Origin of the sequence: Pontibacter deserti (genome assembly GCF_023630255.1) — a bacterium.
Classification (GTDB): Bacteria; Bacteroidota; Bacteroidia; order Cytophagales; family Hymenobacteraceae; genus Pontibacter; species Pontibacter deserti.
Map to the genome: position 1 here is coordinate 652,940 of NZ_JALPRS010000001.1, position 24,816 is coordinate 677,755.

17 protein-coding genes are annotated in these 24,816 nt (G+C 39.4%); 3 read left to right on the plus strand and 14 right to left on the minus strand.

Annotated elements, in window-relative coordinates; genetic code table 11:
* The first annotated feature begins 123 nt into the window (after nt 1-123).
* Entirely contained in the window at nt 124-3,687 is a 3,564-nt protein-coding gene (locus tag MJ612_RS02760; RefSeq protein ID WP_187029222.1) for a PQQ-dependent sugar dehydrogenase, read from the plus strand.
* Between the two features lie 68 nt (nt 3,688-3,755).
* On the opposite strand, the gene MJ612_RS02765 is transcribed toward MJ612_RS02760, so the two are convergent.
* A complete protein-coding gene (locus MJ612_RS02765) occupies nt 3,756-7,142 on the minus strand; it encodes a PA14 domain-containing protein (protein WP_187029224.1) in 3,387 nt (1,128 codons plus the stop codon).
* Between the two features lie 771 nt (nt 7,143-7,913).
* On the opposite strand from MJ612_RS02765, the gene MJ612_RS02770 reads away from it, so the two are divergent.
* The gene (locus MJ612_RS02770; protein ID WP_187029226.1) at nt 7,914-9,101 is read left to right on the plus strand and encodes a glycosyltransferase family 4 protein; all 1,188 of its coding nucleotides are present in this window, start codon (nt 7,914-7,916) and stop codon (nt 9,099-9,101) included.
* Between the two features lie 114 nt (nt 9,102-9,215).
* Here MJ612_RS02770 and MJ612_RS02775 read toward each other — a convergent pair whose 3' ends face one another.
* The 9 genes from MJ612_RS02775 to MJ612_RS02815 all read right to left on the minus strand — a co-directional run bounded on the left by MJ612_RS02775 (nt 9,216) and on the right by MJ612_RS02815 (nt 20,827).
* Nucleotides 9,216-10,118: an alpha-1,2-fucosyltransferase gene (locus MJ612_RS02775; RefSeq protein ID WP_187029228.1), complete on the minus strand. Its 903-nt coding sequence runs from the start codon at nt 10,116-10,118 to the stop codon at nt 9,216-9,218.
* A gap of 125 nt (nt 10,119-10,243) precedes the next feature.
* Nucleotides 10,244-11,431, minus strand: a complete 1,188-nt coding sequence (locus MJ612_RS02780; RefSeq protein WP_250419034.1) for a glycosyl hydrolase — start codon at nt 11,429-11,431, stop codon at nt 10,244-10,246.
* Nucleotides 11,432-11,536: 105 nt separating this feature from the next.
* Entirely contained in the window at nt 11,537-12,376 is an 840-nt protein-coding gene (locus MJ612_RS02785; protein WP_187029230.1) for a glycosyltransferase family 2 protein, read from the minus strand.
* A gap of 129 nt (nt 12,377-12,505) precedes the next feature.
* Complete coding sequence (locus MJ612_RS02790) at nt 12,506-13,438, minus strand: nucleotide-diphospho-sugar transferase (RefSeq protein ID WP_187029232.1); 933 nt, start codon at nt 13,436-13,438, stop codon at nt 12,506-12,508.
* A 60-nt stretch (nt 13,439-13,498) separates the two neighbouring features.
* Complete coding sequence (locus MJ612_RS02795; protein ID WP_187029234.1) at nt 13,499-14,797, minus strand: O-antigen ligase family protein; 1,299 nt, start codon at nt 14,795-14,797, stop codon at nt 13,499-13,501.
* 23 nt (nt 14,798-14,820) lie between these two features.
* A complete protein-coding gene (locus MJ612_RS02800) occupies nt 14,821-16,029 on the minus strand; it encodes a glycosyltransferase family 4 protein (RefSeq protein ID WP_187029236.1) in 1,209 nt (402 codons plus the stop codon).
* Between the two features lie 29 nt (nt 16,030-16,058).
* On the minus strand, nt 16,059-17,594 hold the full coding sequence (locus MJ612_RS02805) for a lipopolysaccharide biosynthesis protein (protein ID WP_187029238.1): 1,536 nt from the start codon (nt 17,592-17,594) through the stop codon (nt 16,059-16,061).
* 90 nt (nt 17,595-17,684) lie between these two features.
* Nucleotides 17,685-20,057, minus strand: coding sequence for a GumC family protein (locus MJ612_RS02810; RefSeq protein ID WP_187029240.1), 2,373 nt, complete (start codon nt 20,055-20,057; stop codon nt 17,685-17,687).
* 5 nt (nt 20,058-20,062) lie between these two features.
* Nucleotides 20,063-20,827 (minus strand): polysaccharide biosynthesis/export family protein, encoded by a 765-nt coding sequence (locus MJ612_RS02815; protein ID WP_187029242.1) that lies wholly within the window; start codon nt 20,825-20,827, stop codon nt 20,063-20,065.
* A 336-nt stretch (nt 20,828-21,163) separates the two neighbouring features.
* Between MJ612_RS02815 and MJ612_RS02820 the strand changes: the two genes are divergently transcribed.
* Complete coding sequence (locus MJ612_RS02820) at nt 21,164-22,147, plus strand: polysaccharide deacetylase family protein (protein WP_187029244.1); 984 nt, start codon at nt 21,164-21,166, stop codon at nt 22,145-22,147.
* 72 nt (nt 22,148-22,219) lie between these two features.
* Here MJ612_RS02820 and MJ612_RS02825 read toward each other — a convergent pair whose 3' ends face one another.
* From MJ612_RS02825 to MJ612_RS02840, 4 genes are all read right to left on the minus strand, one after another.
* Nucleotides 22,220-22,852, minus strand: coding sequence for a class I SAM-dependent methyltransferase (locus tag MJ612_RS02825; protein WP_187029245.1), 633 nt, complete (start codon nt 22,850-22,852; stop codon nt 22,220-22,222).
* Between the two features lie 164 nt (nt 22,853-23,016).
* Nucleotides 23,017-23,226, minus strand: a complete 210-nt coding sequence (locus MJ612_RS02830) for a DUF1737 domain-containing protein (RefSeq protein ID WP_187029247.1) — start codon at nt 23,224-23,226, stop codon at nt 23,017-23,019.
* A gap of 344 nt (nt 23,227-23,570) precedes the next feature.
* Nucleotides 23,571-24,209, minus strand: a complete 639-nt coding sequence (locus MJ612_RS02835; RefSeq protein WP_187029250.1) for a hypothetical protein — start codon at nt 24,207-24,209, stop codon at nt 23,571-23,573.
* Nucleotides 24,210-24,256: 47 nt separating this feature from the next.
* The gene (locus tag MJ612_RS02840) at nt 24,257-24,787 is read right to left on the minus strand and encodes a CopD family protein (RefSeq protein ID WP_187029252.1); all 531 of its coding nucleotides are present in this window, start codon (nt 24,785-24,787) and stop codon (nt 24,257-24,259) included.
* Nucleotides 24,788-24,816 lie beyond the last annotated feature (29 nt).

The window sequence follows — 24,816 nt, forward strand, 5'->3', positions numbered from 1 at the left end:
ATTGGGTGCATTTACTGTAATGTAAGTTTATAGGCCTCTCTATGGCTTATTTCAAATGTTGCTTTTATTAAAGTTTAACAAATATCATTTAGTGTCATATAAATTTTAATTATAACTGTAGTTATGAATGAACTTTACAAGTCAGGGCGTGAACCTTCTTTTATCAATAAAATACGATGTGCAAATGGTAAGTATGAGTCCATGTTTGGTAAATACAAATCGTTAGCTGTTGCTGGTTTACTTGCAATATTTACTTTTTGTAATAATTTATCCGGATATGCGCAATTATCATCTGTTGGCTTGCCAAGTGGATTTGTAGAGGAGCAGATTGGAGGAGAATGGAACATGGCTGTTGGCTTGAAATTCTCCAAAGATGGTAAGCGGTTATACGTATGGGAGAAATCAGGTAAAGTATGGATAGTGGAGAATGGGGAGAAGCAACCAACTCCACTTATTGATATTAGTGAAGAGGTTGGCGACTGGGGTGACCATGGTTTACTTGGATTCGAAATTGACCCAAACTTTGAAACAAATGGGTACATCTACCTGCTGTACGTAGTAGACCGTCATCACCTGATGAATTTTGGTACTGGTAACTATAACGCATCTGCCAATGACTATAGAAGTGCTACCATAGGCCGTGTTACCCGTTTCACAGCTACAGGAAATACTAAAAACACAGTTAACTTAGCAAGCCGAAAAGTTTTGCTTGGAGAAACCCATCAGACTGGCTTGCCTATACTTTACGAATCACACGGCGTCGGATCTCTTGTATTTGGTGAGGATGGCTCCTTATTGCTTGCAATAGGTGATGGTGCTACTTCCGGCGGTCTGGATTATGGTTATATAGAGGGAGACACTTTTGAGCACCGGCCAAAGGACACTTATGCTAAACAAGCACTGGCAGATGGTATTATTACACAAAAGCAAAATATCGGGGCTTACCGTTCACAGCAAATTGAATCACTAAATGGTAAAATACTCCGTATTGATCCTGCTACAGGTAGAGGCTTGCCTAATAATCCATTTTACGAGTCTGCTAATCCTAACTCAGCTGCCTCAAAAGTATGGACGCTGGGTTTAAGAAATCCTTTTCGTTTTTCAATTAAGCCGGGTACAGGCAGTGCATCCATGCCGGGTGTAATTTACACGAGCGACACTGGCTGGAATACACGTGAAGAAATAAATATTGTGACCGGCCCTGGACAAAATTTGGGATGGCCTCTATACGAAGGTTTAGAACCGGAAATCAACTACATGAGCAGAGATATGTTCAATACTTCTGCTCCAAACCCATTATATGGAAAGAATGGTTGTGCAAGGGAGTTTTTTACATATCAGGAACTATTGCTGCAGCCAAAGCGCACAGAACAGCCATATTTCGGTAACTTCTGCGATTGGAATCAGAAGATTCCGGATAACATCAGGAAGTTTGTGCACACTCGTGCTGCAATAGAGTGGGGGAATGGTGAAGGGGGTGTATCCAGAACACCAACTTTTAATGGAGAAGATGCAGCTATAGCATTAATTGGTGCAGCAAACTCTCCTGTAACAGGTCCACAATTTTATGGCAGCTCAGCCACGGGTGGTGTCTGGTACACCGGTAATGATTTTCCAGCCGAATACAAGAATACCTACTTCTTCGGTGACTACGGTGCTGCCTGGATAAAAAATGCATCTTTTGATGCAACAAACGCTCCTAAATCTGTTCGAAATTTCAAGAATAACGATGCTATAGTAGTTGCTTTTGCTACAAATCCGGTTTCAGGAGGGCTATACTATATTAATTACGCCTCTAAGGTAGTGAAGGTATCCTATTATGGTGGCGATCTTCCTCCAACTGCTATTGCGAAAGCTGATAAACTAAGTGGAACGAGTCCACTAACAGTATCATTTAATGGAAGTGAATCATCAGACCCGGAAAGTAAAGCGCTTCGTTATGAATGGGATTTCGGAGATGGTTCTGCCAAAGTTACTTCTGCGAATCCAACCCATACATTCACTTCAACTACTATCAAAACCTACAAGGTAGTTTTGAAGGTAACAGATCCGGCTGGTAATAGCTCAACATCTACCTTGAATATAATTTTAAACAATACGCCACCTGTAGTGAATATCACAAGTCCTGCAGAGGGTACCCTTTATTCATTGGGAGTAGCGCAGGTAACTTACAATTTAAGAGCAAATGTTTCAGATAATGAACATGCTGCGAATCAGCTAACATATGAGTGGCAAACAACTTTGCACCATAATGCGCACACTCACCCAGAACCTATAGATACACGTCCAGAAACAACGGCAACCATTACTCCTATAGGTTGCGACGGAGAAGACTATTTTTATAGATTTACTTTAAAAGTGACCGATGCCGGAGGGTTGTCAGCAACTGATTATGTAGATGTTTACCCTGATTGCAGCGGCGGGATTTTAAAGCCAGTTAGTATCACATCTCCTGTTAAAAACGCCAGTTATGAAATTGGTAAGCCTATCAGTTTATCTGTGCAGTTTGCAAATCCTAATCGTCCGTGGAGTAAAGTATTATATTATGCAGGTGACACACAGATTGCTGAATCAGGAGCTGCGCCGTTTAGTGCAGTATGGAATGGGGCTGTAGCTGGTACATACAATATAACTGCTAAGGCTACCGAAGATGGCGTTCATTTCCAAACATCAGATGCTGTTAATATAGCAGTAGGGGGCGCAGCTCAGGTAGATTTACCGAACTGTTTACCTGGTATTACGCATTACTTTGGTATGGATGAAACTAGCGGCGCAAACGGCTATAAGGATTTTGCATCAGCTTCCATTGCAAACTGTACTGATTGCCCTGTACCTGTAGAAGGTAAATTCCATGAAGGCCTCAAGTTCTCTACTACTTCAGCTGTGGATCTGAATGATGCTTCGAAATTTAACTGGGGCAAAAGTACACCGTTTTCTATCAGCTTCTGGGTTCGCACAACATCCAATGCAGATCGCAACTCTGTAATTATAGGGCGTCATGATCCAAGTTCTTCGTTACACTGGTGGATCGGTATGGACCCAAGTGGTTATGCTGTATTTATGCTTCGTGATATAAACCATTTGGGTGGTCCTATAGGGGGCAAAGGGCCAAAACTAAACGATGGTAATTGGCATCTTGTGACGGCTGTTAGAGATGCGGCTGCTAACAAAAACATACTTTATGTGGATGGCCAGGTGGCTGATGAGATAGCTATGGTATATGATTATAGTTTTGAAGGCACGGCTGCCGTAAATATAGGTTACCTGCAATTAGGAGATGGTTTCCATTTTGAAGGTGACCTGGATGAGATGAAACTTTTTGATAGGGCGCTTGCTGCTACTGAAATTTCTGGTGAATATAATTCCGGCAATGGCAGCTATTGTGGTACTAATCCTCTTGGTATTGGAAAGGAGGAAAACTTCAGTGGAAAGTTTAATGTTTATCCGAACCCTACCAAAGGAGGCAGAGCTTCCGTTTCTGTAAGTTCCCTGAAACCAAATGAAAAGCTGACAATGCTACTTTCTGATGTTACAGGTAAAAAGGTGATAGAGAAAAGTATTCAGGCAAACGCACAAGGAGTGATTAATGAGACGCTGTCGTTCAGTGGTGTTCAGCCTGGGTTCTATAATCTTACACTTTTCTCTTCAGAAAGAAGTATAAGCAGGAAAATACTTGTCGTTAATTAATCAGTAATAACCATAAAAAAAAGCGGGCCAATATGTTGGCCCGCTTTTTTTTATGGAATAAAACTATGTTACTGTTTCATTAGGTTTAGGTTATGGCTGATGCCTTGACCATCTGTATACTTCAGGATATAAAGTCCTTTCTTCAGTCTTGTTCCTGAAAGGTTTAGCTGAAGCTTGTTATTAATAAGCTCAAGAGACTTTTGCTCATAAACCACTTTACCTAGCTGATTAACAAGAACAACCTTCTGCAGTTTTACATTCTGTTGGTTACCGAAGTCAAGTGTTATCATTTCCTGGAAAGGATTTGGATAAGCTGTCGCACTTTCGAAAACTATTTCTGTATCATCTTCCTCAGCTGTTGTTACAGTAGTAGATTGAGAAGTAGTTGTAACTCCTGCTAGTGATACTGTGCTGCCCATTGGCGACAGGTACTTACCCGGTATTGGTCTTTCCTGTGTTCCGTTTGGCAGAGTCCAGCCGATGGCTACGTGGTCATCACCAGCTCCTTCCAGGTGCAGGGCCTCGATGTAGTAGCGCTTGCCAGCTGTCAGGGCAATGCTCACTGACTTTTGGTTGCTGTACTTGGTCCACTCACGAGAACCTGTCCAGGCAGTTACGGCTGCAATCTTTACTTTCTTGGCCGGGTCTTCCGACGTGCTCAGGTATAGTTCTGCCAGGTCATCAGACGAGATCCAGAAAGTATAGTTACCTGTTACCGGTGCTGTCACATACCCGCGGATGCGCTGGCCGTAGCTGTTGCCTACGTTTGCAGGTGATTCAAACAGGGTCAGCTCAGACTTGCTGGTAGGCGTGTTGTTTACCGGGATACCGGCCACACTCTCTGCTGTCACGTTGCTCCAGAACTCTCGCGTGATCTTGCCGGTAGGGGTTGTCATAACCGGTTCGGTTGCAATTGGCTCCGTAACAATTGTAGTGCTCGTGCTACCCATTGGTGATAAGTATTTACCTGATATCGGTCTCTCCAGCGTTCCGTTTGGTAGTGTCCAGCCGATGGCCAGGTTATCGCCACCGCCCATTTCCAGGTGCAGAGCCTCGATGTAGTAGCGCTTGCCTGCTGTCAGAGCAATGCTCACTGATTTCTGCGTGCTGAACTTAGTCCATTCTCTTGAGCCAGTATACCCTGCTACAGAAGCTATCTTAACTTTTCTAGCCGGGTCTTCCGACGTGCTCAGGTATAGTTCAGATAAGTCATCTGAAGCGATCCAGAAAGTATAGTTACCTGTTACCGGTGCTGTTACATACCCGCGGATGCGCTGGCCATAGCTATCACCTATGTTTGACGGCGCTTCAAATAATGTCAGCTCTGTCTTGCTTGATGGAGTGTTATTCACCGGAATAACTGATATGCTACTGCCTTGTACATTTGTCCAAAGTTCACGTGTGATTTTGCCGGTACCTACCGTGGTAGAAGTACTAGTTTCCGGTGTAGGTGAAGTGGCAATAGGTGTTGTTGTTGTAGTTGGCGCGGTGCTACCCATTGGTGACAGGTACTTACCCGGTATTGGTCTTTCCTGTGTTCCGTTTGGCAGAGTCCAGCCGATGGCTACGTGGTCATCACCAGCTCCTTCCAGGTGCAGGGCCTCGATGTAGTAGCGCTTGCCAGCTGTCAGGGCAATGCTCACTGACTTTTGGTTGCTGTACTTGGTCCACTCACGAGAACCTGTCCAGGCAGTTACGGCTGCAATCTTTACTTTCTTGGCCGGGTCTTCCGACGTGCTCAGGTATAGTTCTGCCAGGTCATCAGACGAGATCCAGAAAGTATAGTTACCTGTTACCGGTGCTGTCACATACCCGCGGATGCGCTGGCCGTAGCTGTTGCCTACGTTTGCAGGTGATTCAAACAGGGTCAGCTCAGACTTGCTGGTAGGCGTGTTGTTTACCGGGATACCGGCCACACTCTCTGCCGTTACGTTGCTCCAGAACTCTCGCGTGATCTTGCCGGTGCCCACCGTGGTAGAAGTACTGGTTTCAGGCGATGTTGTGATGCTGGCTGTAGTAGAGATTACGTTTATAGTTACTGCAGTAGATGTAGTAACAGCGCCTCTGTCATCAGTTGCTTTAGCTGTAATGTTATACTTGCCAACTACTGCGTTTGCCCATGAAACAGTGTAAGGAGCAATTGTTGATTCGCCTATTTTAGTTGAACCCTGAAAGAATTCAACTTTAGTTACTTTTCCATCGGCATCTTTAGCATCAGCAGTAAGAGAGATTGCTTTGCCAAGATCAAATGAAGCATTAGCAGTTGGAGTTGTTAACGTAACAGTTGGTGCCTGGTTTGTAGTTGTGGTTGTTGAACCAGCTGAACCATTAGGTCCTAATACAATCCCGTTACGACTTAATTTTTGTAACCATGTATTATACTCTGTAGTTTCGTGGCTTTTTGTGATTGAGCCTGTAATAAAAGAGTTGCTGTACTGGCTAACAGTACCATCCGGGAAATATAGTTCCTCGTTGTTCCAACCACCATTCTGACCAGTTATACCTATTGTGTTATGGTGCATGGTGCTATTAAAGGTAGCACCCTTGTTGTAGTAATCATGGCCATACATGCCCTGCGTCCAGTAAGGCATATAGCTACCATCTGGGTACTGAGCTGAGTTGATTGCACGGTTATTATAAACTTCAATGTTGTTACCACCTGCAACCGCGTAGTTATAGTTACCTAGATTTACTGTTTGGTTGTCATAGATTTTTACATAGGCAGTTGCAACTGAAGCTGCATCACCCATTCCGTCATTGTACCAAGAGTCAGCAATAATACCGCCTCCTGAATAATGCGTATTTGTAGCAGGATATGGATAAGCACCTTGTATGTAATTGTTATGAATGCGTATTGGTGAAGATGATGTTCCGCGTGAATTAGAAAGATTAATATTATCTTCTACTGCAGAATTGTTAGGTTCATTGATAACCTGGTTCCAGGCTATTTCAGCATGTGGTACTGAACCACGGAAGTTCATGCCTACAAAGTTAACCATCTCCTGACCGCCATAAATACGACCGTCGATGTTTTTTACTTTGTTATAGCGAACCTTGATCGTTTCAGATTCTGACCCATTACCTACATATTGTACTCCAATGGCTATACCTCCAGTATGTTCCATATAGCAGTTCTCCACTACTACATTTTTAAATACATCGGCTGTTAAGAAGCGACGACCTTTTTTATAGTCGCGCCAAGGGGTAGGGGTAAGACCGTAACCATTGGTATGTCTTACAGTTACGTTCACATTGTAGCCCCAGCTTTTGATCAGGTAGCCGGCAGAACGGATGTTTGAATTTACAATCGTGACTGGTTCAGAGGTTTTGATTTCTACTGCCGGTACTTCTGAATCTCGTGACTCCCAGTTACCGGTGTAGGTACCGCCTTTGGTGATCACAAAGGGACCACTGTAAGTCTGGGCAAGTACTGAATTTGAGGAAAATACACTCACTAATACGGTGAGTAATAATAGAGCAAGCAAAAATTGGCCCGCCTTCTTATTTGCATAAGAGGTTTGTGTATTCATCTTTTTTGGCTAAAAGTTGAAAAATATTACTATTCCTTATTTTGAATTTCTATAAGTGATCTTTGATACTTTCACTTAGTTAAGAAAATCTGATTAATCTAAACAGCATTCCATATAATATGATGTTGCTTAAATTGCTCATATATAAGTTGTTGCAAATATAGCTGAGAAAATTTTACAAATGCTAATGGAGATTTTAAATTTCTGAATAAAATTATAAAAGCCCAAAAAATTTATACTTGCTTATAATGTTAAAATAGCCTTAATTCGATTATAATAGCACTTTTTGAAAAAGTTTCGCAAAGCATTTTTATTTTAATGTTGATAAAGTTATATTTGATATTTTGTATTATGGGTGCTTTTAAATAGGATTATATTTATTGTATTCAATTTATTGTGTTAGTGAGGATTAAATCTGAAGGTTAAATTGAAAAAAATATAGTTAATTATTTATTAATATATACATACTAATATAACTATATAAAGAGGTTCTGCGTAAGGTGAAGGAGTTAAGTATTTGCAAAATGAGACGGAGCTAAGGAAGGGATGATATGCAGAAGGAGAGAAAGTAAGATCATCGAAATGTGAATGTACCAAACATCGCTTTTATATATATGTTATTATTGTCCAATAACATATTGTATAATTATTAATACTGTTGGTTTAATACACGTATTATGGTTTAAATGATTATTTATGACTATAGGTGTATGTGGGCCTGTCGATCTAGGCCTTCTTGAGTATCAACTTGAATTTTCTGAACTTCCCAATACAGCTGCTTTTCCGTTAGTTTCCCATTTCGTAAACGGACTCCTGAACCGCGGATTTAAAGTTAATATTTATACTACTTCTATAGAAGTAGAAGAGTCTGTAGTTTTTGACTATGGGCAATTGAAAATCTGCATTGCACCACAGAGACCGCAGCCTGGGCGAAGGTTCTTTCGGTATGAAATAAATGCACTGAAAAATTTGATTCTGGAAAACCCCTCTGATGTAATTTCTTCTTTCTGGAGTTATGAGTTTGGACTAGCAGCATTAAAAACAGGAATACCAACAATCGTCTCTCTGCACGATGTTGCTACAGTTGTGTTAAAATATCATATGGATATGTTCAGAGCTGTACGTTGGATTATGGATAAAATGGTAGTTGCTAAGGCAAAATACTTGATTGCAAACTCTGCTTATACTTATTCATCCTTATCTAAAAGAATTCAAGCCAAAACCGAGATTATAAATAACTTCTACACGAATAGCTTGCTGTCAGATGTCCCTACAAATGTAGAGAAGCAAAATTACATCATTACGGTTGCTCAGGGTTTCGGTAATCGAAAGAACATTACTACATCCCTGAAAGCATTCTCCATTTTGAGAAAGTCTGATCCTACACTTGAATATTATTTAGTAGGAGTTGATTCTGAAGAAGGTGGGTTGGCTCATCAGTATGCAAGAAAGCATGGTCTTGATAAGGGTGTTAAATTTATTGGACCCAAACCCTTTAAAGAAGTACTCAATCTAATCACACATGCTAAAGTTTTAATACATCCTTCGTTAGAAGAGTCTTTTGGAATGGTAATACTTGAGGCAATGGTTATAGGAACAGCTGTTGTCGGTGGTGAGAAGAGTGGCTATGTACCATATTTACTTGATTTTGGTAACGTGGGAAAACTGTGTGATGTAACCTCTCCTGAATCCATTGCAATTACCTTATCTAAGTTACTGGCCAATGAAGAAAACCTTAATACTTTAGTAAAAAGAGCTAAAGTTTTTGCTGAAAGAAACTACGCCGAAGATAGTATAATAGAGCAGCACATTGCTTATCTAAAAAGAGTATGGAGATCTTACCCAAAGGAAGTTGCCGATATCCCGATTGAAATATCTGGTTAGCAGTAACTAAATACTGTGGTAAAGAGAAAAGCAGTAGGTATTGACGATACGTCATCCTACTGCTTTTTGTATTAAGGCTTTGTTTTAAATTCAGGCAGTTTAAAAGAGAATAACTTAGCCTTGTGTTATAACTTCAAAATCAGAAAGTGTAATCTGTTTTTTAGGATCATTGATGTGGTAAAGAGGCACTTCTCCATAGAAAGAAGCCCACATAGAGTATGTGCTGGGAGGGCCGATCAGGTAATCGCATTGTGATAATACATATAGGTCTACAATGTAATGGCGTGATTCGTTTACAATTGGTAAGCCTTTAAAATTATTTTTATTTATTTTCTCATTAGAGCACATCAGGAATACGCATCTTCTACCTTTTGCTGCCAATTCCTGCTCAACTTCCAGCATTTTTTTATAGTATGTTTCGTCCTCGTAGTACCACTTTCCATTATTAAAATCTTTAAAGTCGCCCCGTCTTAAGTGTACACCAACTATAGTATCTCCTAAGGTTTTACATTTGTTTATGATCTCCTGCACCTGGTCCATATATTCTGGTAGCGGAGTAAAGATCTCTCTTAAAGCAGGGGAATGCTTGCTAAAGTTTTTAAAATCTCGGTATAGCCAGCCGTCAATAAAAACAACTTTATTTTTAGCAGACTCAACAAAATCAGCATCATTCATATCAAAGCAGATAGACCTGTCATTGTACTTTTCAAGATCTGACCTGTCGTCATATTCTTTTATATCATGGAAACGGTAGCCAAAAGCATTTTTTAGTGGAGGGAATGCTACCTTATGCAATACATTAATTGACTTTCTGATCAATGTATCAATTGTGGTGTTATTTGTAAGACTGATACTTATGTCCAGATTACCAAATTCATTGATTGATGTTGAAGTAAAGAATTTGTTGTATTCATCGAACGATGGATTAATCAGCTTGTAGTTGTATTCTATACTATTTGAAATAAAATGGGAAAAGTAAAATAATCTGTTTGCAAGCTGCCCAGCTTTATAATTCATTATAACCATAGTGGTTCTTATATATCTTTATTTGATAATGTTTTTATACTTGATATTACTTACTATTGTTCTCTTCAATCCAATTATTGAGGAGGTGAAGCTTACATCCGTACCTATTGTTTAACTTAATTGAACTTAGTAGTTGCATTGATAGGCCCAAGCTTAATTCCATTCTTCCTTAGCTTTTCCAGCCAGAGTTTATATTCCATCCGTTCATGCTGTAGAGTTATAATTGTATCGGGTAGAAACGTATTATTAAAAGCTTTTACTTTTCCATCAGGGAAGTAGTTTTCATTATACCTTTCATCAGCGCAGGTGGCCATTACATTTATTGTATTATTGTATACTTTATTGTTGTATGTGGCTCCTGTTTTATAATAATCGTAACCGTATATGCCTATGTTATGGGTACTAACAGGTCTGCCTTCTGCCAGCAGTGCTGAAGTAACTGCTCTGTTGTTATAGATTTCGATGTTGTTGCCACCGGCAATAGCATAGTTATAGTTGCAGAGATTTACAGTCTGGTTATCATAGATTTTTACATAAGCTGTTGCTACAGAGTCCGGATGCCCCATCCCTTTTTTGTACCAGGAATCACTTAAGATACCCCCTCCGGAATAATCCTTTGCATCAGATGGAAAGGGATAAGCTCCTTGTATATAGTTATTATGTATCAAAATAGGGGAGGAGCGTTTACCACGTGAATTTGATAGATTGATATTATCCTCTACCAGCGAATTATCAGGCTCATTTATCACTTCGTTCCATGCTATTTCAGCATATGGTACCGAACCACGAAAGTTAAAACTTACAAAGTTTACCAGCTCAGTATCCTGATAAATACGTCCATCTATGTTCTTGGCTTTATTAAAGCGAATTTTTATAGTTTCCTTCTCAGTAGCATTACCCACATATTTATCACCAATGGCAATACCAGCTGTTTGTTCCATATAGCAATTTTCTATCACCACATTTGCAAACTCGTCAGCTGTTAAAAAGCGGCGCGGCTTCTTGTAATGGTAGAAAACTGTAGGTTCCAGGCCATAGCCGTTGGTGTGTTTGACAGTTACATTGACAGAGTAGCCCCAGCTTTTGATCAGGTAACCGGCAGAACGGATGTTGGAGTTGACAATAGTGACTGGCTCTGAGGTTTTGATTTCTACCGCTGGTACTTCAGAGTCTCTCGACTCCCATTTACCCGTGTAAGTACCCCCTTTGGTGATCACAAAAGGACCACTGTAATCTTCTGAAGTTATTGGATACCTGTGGTTGCCTTGGCCAGACTTTAACAGAAGCGAAGCGAATAGAGACAATGTAATAAGAAACAAAGCAGTAATCACTAGTATTTTAGATAACAGCTTAGTTTCTCTCAAATAATTTGCTGAAAGCTTCCAATCTAAAGCAAGCCTAACCATTTATTACTTCACAAAATATCCTAATAACCTGCGGGCATAACCATTAGCCAAATGATATGGAATGTAAGGTTTTGGACAGTTTTTAAGTGTAAAACGTGTAAAATCTCTCAAGTTACCACCGCCCTTAATATCAAAAAGGTGCTTGTAATAATTTTTAAAACTCTTTTCACGTCTTATTTGCCTCTCTCCACTCTCTTCAGGATAAGTATAAATTTTGGCATCGTAATTACAGAAGAGTTCAAAGCCGGCTCTGCGTACCGTGTGAGTATAGTCGTAATCAGCAATGTAATGCGGGAAACGTTCCTGATCAAAAATACCTACTTTATCAATTATGCTACTTGGTATAAGAAGGCTGCGACCAGGCAGATGTGTAACGGCATGAATGCCTTTTTGATCTTCTGGTTTTAGGGAGTCCAGTACCTGCTCAATTTTATTCAGTTTCCAATTCAGTCTTTCACCGCCAAAAAGAGCTTTACCTGATATAGCATCAAGCTCTAATGCACCAAGCAGAGCATTGGGTTTGCACTCATGCCATTTATACATATTCTCGATCAAGTCACGGTCAGCTACTATATCGTTATTCATTGTCATAATAAGCCGAGCATTTTGGCGCAGGGCATAATTAATGCCCATATTAACTCCAGCTGTCCAAAACAGACCACCATCTCCTTTTAGTATTGTTACTTCCGGAAACTCACTTCTGAGCATGGCTTCTGTACCGTCTGTAGAGCCATCATCAACAATTATTACAGTATAGCCTTTATTTGACTGCTCTCTTAAAGATTGTAAACAAGCTTTTGTATATTCTTTTCTATTAAAAACGGGTATAACTATATGAATCATACTAATCTGTCTGAAAGGTAGCTCACCAGCCTGGACTGATGATACTTGTGTTAAAAGGATTAAATTTAAACATGCCAAGTAATGGCTTATGCGTACTTCAGATACGCAAGTCTGTACTTGGAGGTAGTATTACAAACTAAAGCTGAAGATGCTTTTAAGTTTTGCTTTCACTTTGTCTCGCATCGAGAAATTAAATGTTCTTCTGTCTGATTCTAGATCTCTTAGTACAAATTTTGGGTGCCGTAACGGAAATTCTATTTCCTGTTCAATAAGTTGAGCCTTTTTCTCATGTGAATTGAAGGTATGTGTGGCATCTTCTCCGAAGCCTATATTTCGAACCAGATTTACTTCGGGCACGATACAAAGCCCTGAATTACTATGTACTGTAAACTGCCACTGGTAATCCCATACATCGCCTTTCTGTATATGTGTATAGGTTTTCTCTAGTAACCCTAGCCGATAAGCTTTCTCAATTTTGTTAAGGTATAAGCCATCCAGGTAACCTTTCTGTTTTAGTTCAGGGTAGTTAGGGATATTGATGTCAAACAGCTTCCAGGCTCGACGCCATGTAGCCCAGCCCCAGGCATTTACATTGTTTGAGAAGTAGTAAGAGTAATCACTGTCACGGCGCCAGCCTTCCAGGTAATTGTTGCCACCTATATGCATAATGCGCGTGTCGTTTTTATACTTCTCCAGTATTTCCTGGCAGAACCAGAAGAAGCTTTTAGAAGGCACACAATCATCTTCAAGTATAATACCTGCCTCTTCGCTATCAAAAAACCAGGATATGGCTGTAGCTGGTGCTACCCCACAACCTAAATTCTTCTCCTGAAATAGCGTTTTAACTTCACATTCCCAGTCTACCTGTTCTACTATGCGGCGCGCAGAACTACATTTTTCTTGGTCAGTAGGTACATGCGGTCTTGGGCCATCAGCGGCAACATATAATTTCGCAGGCCTTAGCTGCCTGATACGATCGAATACTTTTTGAGTAGTATGTGCCCTGTTAAATATGATCAGTAATACGGGTGTCTGCAGGGTGTTGAGTGTAGTGTTACTCATAAGATTAGTATAGTACGTATATATAGGTGTTGTACTAGATTCAGTAAATTTGGATACAGATTAATGAGAAATTAATCTTTGTTTTATTGCTTGTAGAGTAGCTTTTCTACGTCTTACGAAGGCAAGTAGATAACTTGTTCTTTCATTATGCTCTTCTTCCAGGGCTACAATTGCCCAGCCCAACACACCGTAGAAGAAAGGAGGCAGTATGTAAGAGATACCAAATACAAACCCGCTCAATACGAACGATAGAAGCATGATCTGGTTATTAGTAAGCATAGGCATTCGTAGACCTCTCCAGATGCCATAAACTGCCTGTAGTAAGTATAAGAACAGGCCCATCAAGCCAATATAGAAAAGCACATCTACATAAAAGCTATGAAAGAAGTGCCCATGACCATCTTCAAAAACAGGTTTATCAATATCATCCCGGTAAAACTGGATAGGAAGTTCAAATCCTTCGAAGCGCATACCTAGAAACAAATTCTCTTTTATAAAGGGTAAGTAAGACATCCATTGGATGTAACGCCAGCTGCCTGTTCCTTGCTTATCAAAATTCTCAATGTCAGAGAAGTTATCCATTATCTTCACTATCACCTCTGGGTGCATCGAGAAAATGAATGCACTACTGGCTATGGCTCCACCAAGGATTATTGTAGCTATAGGTAAAATTTTACCAAGTGTTATGGGAGTTTCTGTTTTAAATCGGAACAAAAGGTAGTAGATAACTAAAACAACTGCCGTTGAAATCCAAACTGTTCTGTGCTGGAAGAAGAATATAGATAGTAGCACAAAGAAAGCCATCCCCAAACTGTATAATCTAGGCTTAGTGAAATACTCTGTTACGAAATACAGGAATGGAATAACCAGCATGTAAACAGAAGTGGAATGAACACCTCGTTCATGTTGGGTAAATGACGATAAACTTAATGCGCTAGGGTTAACAATTAAAACATTCAGCCAAAAGCCTATTAAAATAAAATAAACTATATGGGAGAATTTGAGATAGTAATTCCCTTTATAAAATGTGTAAGTAAAAAAAGAGAAGTAAAAAATTAATACTTTGAGAAAAACATGCGGATAAATGAAGAAAGAATTATACTTATAATATGACTCAAAGACTAACCCAAATACATAACAGGTAGTGACGAAAAATGCGAAACGCATAGGTGGCGACATACGCTGGAAATGTATCGCACTGTATAAAAATGCAATTCCAGCAAGCCCCTTCATAAAAATATTGAAAATTGCGCCTTGTTGATCAACGTTATGAGGAGCTGCCAATTCCATAAACATATTGTCTAGGAGAAAGATGGATGCTAGCGGTATGACAAACAAGAAAGTATAATTCAGCTTCATTTAAAATTACTATTGCAGCTTATTCACGGGAGTGGATTATGTTCTGCGTGTATTGTTAGTTTTTTGATTTGTTCGGCCGGTTCTAGTTCCCTTCCGAGTATTTTACTGTAATAGTCTAGATGTCTTTTGATAACAACCTCTTCAGAAAAGTGTGCTTGGGCATAAACTTTAGCCGTGTTGCTTAACTTGTTCCTATATGAATCATCTTCTAAAAGTTTAATAACAGCTAATGCTATATCATCGGATGACGTTATATCGCAAAGAATACCAGCATTTCCATGATTAAGTAGATAAGGAACAAATCCACTTTTTCTACCACCTACTACAGCTGTCCCTGATACCATAGCCTCAAGTATAGCCATTCCAAAAGACTCTTCTACAGAAGGGTGTAATAGCACTTTAGCGCCTGCTATCTGTTTAACAACTTCTGTGTATGGTAATGGGCCAATAAATATTATACCAGCATCCAGCTTATACTTTTTAGCATATTTCTGCGCAGGTCCACCTTCTTCCATGTCTACGCCTACCAAGTGATAAGATAAATCTGGAAACTGTTCCCTTATTTTGGCAAAAGCATAAAGCGCTTTATGAATATTTTTTCGTTTCGTAAATCCTTGGACAACTGATACTATATAATCACCCTTACCTGGTACCATTTGGCTTATTTGTTCTATGGTTTCAGTGTAAAAGTTATTTATGATAAGCGTTTTAGATCTCTCTTCCTTATTAAGTATGCTATATGTATAATAGGAGTTAGCAATCAGGTACTTCGCTTTACTCACAACAATTTGATTCATGAGCCAGCGTACAATTCTGAACATGTCTGGCTGGTTTTGCAAGATTTTGCTAGCCACATCATGTAAGCTTACAACAGTTGGTATACCTGTTTTTAGAGCAGCCCATCCAAATTCATAAGACCAGAAAGCACTAATAAAATCTGCGGGATGAGCTTCTATCTGTTTGCGAAGGTCTTCCACTTCAAAACTGAAGAAGCGCCTGCCTGGTTGAGGTTTAGCTCTGCTGATACATATCTTTAAATTTCCGCTTTCAAGTACTTGCGGGGTATCAATATGACACGAATTTGTATATCCAATAACTTTGTAACCTCGCTTAAGCAAGGCATTAATAAAATGTGAAGTAAGAGGAAAACTGTTTGTTTCAGGTAATGCAGTATACCCCAGGTCCCAGTCCAGCAATTTAAGATCGATCGGTCCACAAACTCCTATAGTCATACTTCAGATAATTAACCGCAGGGCTTGGTTTATGAAATAAAGCCTTTTTGGGTAAGGTAATTTTTATATTTCAGCATGATCTTACTTTGGTAAGATTCTGTATTGTCTGCAAGGCCAAGTTTTGAGAATAGTAATCCTATATCTGCCCTCAATAGCTTATGAGGAAAGAAAAGAGTAAGTATAGCCAGTAGTATAGCACCTGTTAAAATTTGTGCCAGCAGTACTACAAGTATTGATACATCCGGGCTCCTGAACAAGGAACTAACTACATAAATGGCTACTGCTATGATGCTTCCATTTATTACTCCTGGCAGGTATACAGATATTTGTTGTCGATACGAAATATTCAACTCGCGGTTAATGATTTTTTGGTAAAATATTATCTTCACCAATTCACCTAGCACAATAGCAGAAGCAAAGCCAAGCAATCCAAACCCTTTAAATAAAAAGAAGAAAATAGAAATGACGACCATGAATGCGACGTTGAGCACTATCTTTGAGTTCAGAGCTGCTTTTGCATCGCAAATCATTCCTGCAAACATGGTTATAAAGCTTAAAGGTATCCCTAGACAAAGTATTTGAAGTACAGGAACTGCAGCAATCCATTTATCACCAAGTAGTAATGCTACTATCTCAGGGGCAGCTACCAGAATACCAAAGCAAACAGGTATAATTAAAGTTGCTAAAAATGTAATACTTGATAAATAAGCTTTTCCCAATCTTTCATTATCAGACTGTAATTTGCTGAATGAAGGAAACATAACCTTGATTATTGTACGGGTAAGCATGTGCATAGGCTGGCTAATCAACTCTCTTGAGCGGTTATAAATACCAAGTCTGAAGTCTCCTAAAAAGCGTCCGATAAGTATGGTATCCAAGTTTATGCTCAGGAATTCCAGAAAACTGATAAGTGACATTCTGCTACCATAGCTGAAGAGCGGCTTATATACTTGCCAGTCGAATGTGAACAGTATATTATGACGCACTACTGCATATGCTCCAATTAACAAAATAACCATCTGTAGCAGTGTTGCATAGATCAGGCTCCATACGCCAAAGCCTAAATAAGCAAGTGTTATACCAGCGCCGAGGTAAGATATTATGTAAGAGACAGTTTCTAGAATACTAATTGCTTTGAACTGCATGTTGCGCTCCAGCAAGCTCAGAGCAGTAGAAGACAAGCCACTGATAAGAAATGCGAAAGCCATTGCTCTAACAATTGGTATAGCATCCGGGTTTTTGAAAAACATGGCAGCTATAGGCGCTACAGCCCAAATTATACCTGTAAAAAGTAATCCAAGTATAGCTGAAGATGTAAAGGCTGCCCTAATATGGTCTTTAGTAAGTTCTTCCTGCTGAACTACAGCCTTATTTAAACCAAGATTGGCAAAATAACTACCAAATCGAATTATTACTCCAGCAATGGCTACTAAACCAAAAGCCTCAGGACTAAGTATCCTGGCCATAATGGCGGTATAACCAATCTGCATTACGGCATTGGCTATCGTAGAAGCAGATCCCCACTTTATACCATTCACCGCCTTCGAAGCCAAATTATCACTCATATAGAATTGTTGTATGTTTATATGCCTGTAACTATAAAGACAGATACAGGCATATAAATCAATGTTGGATACTGTTAAATAGCGTGCAGTTTATACATAGTAGTAAGAAGCCTTTTTCTTATATCCGTACTCGTACGTGTTGCTGTAATCCAGATCATTAATGATCATGTATAGGTTTTTGATCTTTTTAGCAGCATACAACTCATTGATCTGCCCAAGCATTCCTTTATCTGTGTATTTATGTTTCACCACATATAGGTTTGTATCCAAGTGCTTCATCAGGATAAAATATTCAGATACAAAACCGATTGGCGGAGTATCAACTACTATGTAATCATACTGCTCTTTTAATTTTTCAATAAGTTCACGCATTTTAGGCAATTCAAGCAGTCGAATTGCATTTTCAGGTATAGGTCCACAAGGGATAATATCCAAATTTTCGATTTCGGTCGATTGTATAACTTCTTCTAATGGCAGCCCCTGCATCAGGAAAGAAGAAAGGCCCGCTGCGTTATTTGTGTTGAAATATTTTCCAAAAGTAGGTTTACGCATGTCAGATTCAATTAGTACAACTCTCTTACCGGACATGGCTAGTTCACTACTTAAGTTAACCGAACAGAACGTCTTGCCCTCTCCCGAAATAGATGATGTAACACCTACTACTTTAAAACTGCTCTCAGACAACAAGTACTGTAGGTTAATACGGATAGATCTAAATGATTCTGCAATTGCAGAGCGTGGATTGTTTTTAACTGCCAGTTTATCTGATTTGCTGCCATGTGCCACCACGCCTAAGAATGGAATACTTGTGATAGCATTCAAGTCATTTTTCCCTTGTATAGTATTATCAACATTACTTATCAGCACAATTAAACCAGCAGGGATTGCTAAGCCAATCAGTAATGCCAACATGTAAATCATTTTTGGTTTTACGTTGATAGGGCCTACACTGGCAAGCGCTGCATGATCAACTATTTTCTTGTCAGTAGTGTTAGTAGCCAATGCTATAGCTGCTTCTGCACGCTTTTCTAACAGGAAATCATAACGTTTATTAATAAATTCTGCCTGGCTTTGCAGATCCATAAGACGTCTTTCGTTTTCAGGTATTTTGGCAAGGCTGGTCTCAATCTGATTCATTCTTCGATCCACATCTTTCAGAGATATGTCAGCGGAACGGATCAGATTTTTTAGGTTAGCAATGATAGAGCTTTTAGTGCTTGCTATCTTGCCTTCTAAAACCTGTAACAGCTGGTTTTTTTGTGTAGCGTTAACTTCATAGCCGGCTTTTTGCTTGTTCAGTTCAGACAACTCCAAGAATAGGTTGTTTAAATTTGGATTCTGGATACCAGCTACTGTAGGTGATACAGATTGGGCGATACCATCACCATTCTGAATCTGTTCCAGAATGTTCTGATAGTATATTTTGTCAGTTGTAATTTGTGCTCTTTCAATCTCTAACTGCGACAGTTTTTCATAGTTAATGTTAGATTGTACATCAATATTTGCTATTCGGTTTGCTGATCTGAAAGAAGAAAGTGCCTGCTTACTTTGCCTTAAAGAATCAGTTAGCATGGCTAATTCATTCTCAATAAATTCTAGGGTTTTGCGCCCATTCTGATTCTTTTCTTGAAGGTCATTGGCTACATAAGTATCCATGAGTGTGTTCAGGAACAGGATCTCTTTTTCAGGTATACTTCCTTTGCTAACTAGCCATAGTACCCTTGCTTCACGTTCAATCGGTGAAACTTCTAGATGAGCCTGATGCTGGCTCACTTGACTATCTAAGCTATTAATAATGAAGTAATGCTCCTTTGCAGGAGCAACATCTACGTTCTTTGATGGCTCCAAAGTAAAACTTAAGTACTTATCCTTATAAGGCTTTCCTACAGGTAATACTTTTGTGAACTCAACCTCAGGTAAATACTCCTTTACGGTGTGGTTCTTGAAATTGTAGTGCGCAACATCTTTCCCTTTAACTGTTAGCTCATATTTATTGCCAGGAAGCATGCGTACAGTCATAGGCACATCTACTAATTGATGAGCATTTGTGTCCAATTTTATAGTATAAGGCGCAGACTCATACTGTTCTTCTACAATTATATCTGTTATGCTATTTAACCAATGATCACTCACCTTATAATAGGATACATTAAAGTCGAGGCGTAGCATTGCTTTTCTGATCATTTCAGTTGATTTGATCAGGCCAATCTCATCTTCCACTTTAATACCCTTATTCTGTACTTCAAGTAGGTTAAGTAATTCCTGAGCTTTTTTAGAACCTGTGTGTTGATCACCAAGCAAAATTGTAGCGCTGAACTTATAGAGACGCTCAGAGCTTTTTACATACACATAGGCAACAGCTAATGAGACTATAGCAAATAATAGAAACAAATACCACTTTGCTTTGAACTTGAAAAGCCAGCTTTTTAGGTCTATTTCATGTTCTTTTGTATTCTTCTTCATGGGGGTTATTTCACAAAATTTAAAAATAAAGCTGCTGTCGAGACTACACCCAATACTACAGATATAATTACAAGGTTTTCACGCTTCAGATGTGTCTTGCGAGGCTCTATATATAGTACGTCGTTTGGCAACAGGTAGTAGTATGGTGATTGTACGAGGCTTGGGTCTGTCAGGTCAAGTAATATCACCTCCGAGCCTCCTGGTTTTTGGCGAATAAGTTTTATGTTCTGGCGATTAGCACCCTGCCTTAAATCTCCGGCCATAGCAAGACCTTCCAACAGGTTGGCTTGTTCATTGTAAACATGGTAGTAGCCTGGGTTCTCGACTTCGCCCAGGATGCTTATTTTAAAACTGATTAGCTTTACTACAACGGTAGCACCATTAAGGTAGCGATCAAGATTACGCTGAATGAGTTGCTGTGCCTGTAAAGTATTCATGCCAGCAACCTTTAGTTTACCAACGTTAGGTAGGTTAATGTTACCTTCACTATCAATAGAATATCCGCTCAGGTACATACTGCCTGGTTCAGCTACCCCAAATCCGTTGGTTGGGCTGATGATGTTATATATTTCCGATAATTCACTTTCCGCACTCAGTACCTTAACAGATAATACATCATTTACCTGTAACTTATAATCTGGTACATTGTTGTTAAATGTAGTAGGAGTGGTGTTCTTCAGATTTTCATTTTGCATGTAAACCAACTCTTTTTTTGTAACGCATGAGCTGACTACCATCAGGCAGAATAAAAAATAAAATATGTTTTTCATGTTCATGATTAAGGGTGTTACGTCCTGAACGTATGGTGTTTAAGGAGCTGCAACCAGCGAGATATGCATTTCTAATGGATGCTGGTTTGCATTAATTCAGCCATATATACTGCGAATGCACAAAAAAGATGCTGAAACATTTAAATATTCTGATGGATAAATAAGAGATTGTTATAATGCTATCAACTGAAGAGAATAGCAGCTTTAGAGGATGTTATGTAGTGTAAATATGTGGTTGTATGACTGTTATAGTAAAGTATAACTAACAGGCGGTGCATACAGTATAAGACAAGGAAATAGCAGCTAGCCTGCTGCTTTTTTATAGCTTATTTTTGCATGAAGACAACTATACGAAAAGCCATACACCAGATGGATGTGTTGATGGCTCCCCTTATACTTTCTGCTGTTAAAGAACAGAATGCACTGAATACATATCTTTTCCATGCTCTTTTCCTGAATAAGGAAGAGTTGACTAAGAACCAGGCAGACCCACAACAACAGGTTACTGTAGATGTATTCCGCAGATTCGTGGCCTACCATAAAAACAAAGGCTACACTTTTGTATCTCCAGTTGATGTGCTGAATGGCCTTGATCCGGAAAAGAAGTATATAATGATCACATTTGACGATGGATATTATAATAACCTTCGTGCGTTACCAGTGCTTGAAGAATTCAATGTACCTGCCTTATTCTTTATTTCAGCAAATCATGTTCGGAATGGGAAAGCATTCTGGTGGGATGTAGCCTACCGTGAAGGGAAAAAAGCAGGTATGACAGATGCAGCAATTAGTATTGAAAAAGAATATTTGCTAACCTTGACCGATGATGCTATTGATAGCCACCTTATATCAAAGTATGGTATCGATTGCCTTACACCAATAAGTGAAACAGACCGACCATTAACACCAGATGAATTAAATAAATTTGCACAACATCCGCTGGTACATATTGGCAATCATACCTGCGACCATGCTGTGTTGCCAAACTATACAACAGCAGGTATAAAAGAGCAGATAAGCCAGGCACAGGATATATTAGAAGATATTGTTGGTTATAGACCTGTTACCATAGCTTACCCTTGTGGGGAATATAATGATAAAGTCTTAGAGGTGTGTCAGCAGGAGGGTATAAAGTTAGGTATTACAGTGCATCATGCTAAGAACTTTAATCCGCAGCTATACGAAATGAAAAACTTGCTTACACTTAATCGCTTTACTATTTGGGGTAACGAAGATCTTATTAGTCAATGCAATTTTTACCGATCAGATTATCATATGCTAGATAAGATGAAAAAGGTATTGAAAAAAATTAAAGTATAAGCTTCTACAAAATTTAGATCATCTAAGTCAGGCGTTAGTAGCATCTGAATTAGATGATCTAAAAGTATAAATCTATACCTTCTTTCTTAGAAAGTCTATAACATGGGTGGAGTCTTTGAAGGAAGTGCGCTGAGGTAAACCTTCATACTCAGTACGGTAAAATAACTCTTTTCTTGTCTCAAGCTCCATTGGGTCCTCTGAGATGTCGCTGTTCCAGCCGACCAAGAGTAGACCATCAGGTTTAAGAATAGTATGTAAAGCTTTGTAAGTTTGTGCCTGCATATCTGGTGTGTTAACACCATGCCCGAAAACACCATTCAGTAGTACTATATCAAAGCTGCTTGCTTCCACATGTTTATCAATATCTAAAATACTTGCTACTAAGTGTTGCTTACCACCCCATATTACATTGTTTTCATCAATATCAACTGTGACCAGATCAACACCTTTGCTGAAGTATTTAAGTGATTCCCAAGTATAAAAAGCACAACCAACAAACAAAATGCGGCCTGCTTTAATATTTGAAAGCCGAGGGAAAAGTTGTTTATCTAACCAGATACGGTCTGATTGTTTTTTGAAATAGCTGGTATCTAGGCGCAAGTGCAGAAGGAGCCATCGTTTTATAGGGATATATACTAATTTTTTTAATGATGAACCAGATGTCGTGCCCATAGTTGTGCCTGGAGCTGTTAAAGGTTTTGCCATGCAAGTATAGGGTTAAAGGGGTTAGATAATTTCCAGTCTATACTGTTGCAGCTATGCTTAGGTTATATTCTTTGGCTCTAATTGTCAAACAAAAAAGAACCACTCCCGGTGGTGCAGTAAATGCAGTGCAGGAGTGGTTTACCTTTGGCTTTATCTTTAAGCTATTACTCAATCCATTTTGTACGCTTTTGTTTAGGTGTGCGCTGTTTACGCTGCATCCTTATAGCATCAGAAGGCCTACGCTCCAGTTGCTGTGCAAAACCATCGTTATGTTCCAGAATACTACCTTTTAGTTTCCAGCCCATTGGGATAAAATCAGCTACTCTTGTAGCCAAAGAATCAAGATCAGGTGCGATTATAATATTGTACTCCATAATATTGTCTACTAACTTCAAGTACAATATATAAAATATAAACACAGGTTGTACGGCCGCGCTACGAAAATTTAATAAAATAAGTTACGTTCTTGTAAATATTTATTGATCTAAGGGTATAGTTATATAATTGTGTAGTATTTGCTATGGTTATGATGGATAAGTGCAATTGTGGTAGAGAGGGCAGGGAGATTTAAAGAGCTTTTTAAGAGCCAAACTATAGTTCAGTAACTTATAAGTTAAGCTGCTATTCTGTTGAGGTAACTGTTGAACAACGGAAAATAAAGTATAAATTATTCAGTAACAGAAAGATAAGAGTCTTGAAGTAGAAGAGGAAGTATAGATTATACTTCCGGTTCTTCCAACGTATCCATTTTTATTTTTTCGATGAGCAGGTAATTTTTGAACTGATGGATCAGGCGGGTCATTTCCTGCTCTTTCTGGTCCAGTGCCGTCACTTCTTCATCAGAGTCCTGAAGTACAGGGCGAAGGCGGTTCAGGCTTTCCTGCATCTGTGCTATAGATTGTACAATATGCTCACGCATTGTTTCATTCTGCTCTGTTTCAAGGCCTGTTTCTAATTCCCTGATGTACATCTCTAGGAACTCTACCAGGTGCCACGGATTATTTGGCCGGTTCCAGGTGAACGTGATGTTACAACGACGGCATTTGTAAGTATTGCACCGCCATCCGTGCTCGTTGCTGGTGGTTCCGGTACGTTTCAGCATATCTGAATGCTTGCATTGAGGGCACTGGGCATTATCTTCTACAACCTTCTCCAGACGTGCACGCTTATCAAGTATAATACTACGGTTTTGAGCATGATTGTAAAGTTGCTGCTCCAGGTTCTGGCAGGCAGTGGTCAGCTTTTCATGTTCTGGATCAAGCTTGCCAGATTCAATAAGCAATTTAGCGCGCTTGCTAAAAAAGCGGATAAGTTTGATCAGTTCGCGTTCATTTGCTTTAAGTTCGGGCTGCTTCATAGGTTTATCTTTTTCATAAAGGTAAGGAATCTGCCGGAAAATGTAAGTTACTTGCTCTCCCGAACACGCTTATAAATGCGAATAGCCAGCATAAGTATAGCCGAGAAAAGTATAAGGCCAACAATGCCCCATATCATACTTAGTGTGCTCTTTAGCACCACCAGGAACACGATGCTGATCAGGAAAAGTGTGGCTACTTCGTTCCAGATGCGGAGTTGGGTGGAGTTATACTTTAAAATACCCTGTTGTTGCTGTTTAAAAATAGCGTGACACAGGAAATGGTATACATATAGGCCTACTACAAAACTCAGTTTCCATACAAGCCAGTTGGGTGTTCCTCCATACAAGTGCCACATGCTCAGACCAAAGATAAGGGTAAGTATAGCCGAAGGCCAGGTAATGCCATACCACAACCGCTTCTGCATGATCTTGAATTGCTCCTGAAGTATAGACCTCTCAGGTTCAGGTTTCTCAGTAGTCTCGGCGAAATATATGAAAAGGCGCACAATGTAGAACAACCCGGCAAACCAGGTTACCACAAATATGATGTGCAGCGCCTTAACGTAAAAATAGCTCATGAACTATAGTTATAGTTGTTTGGCAAAGG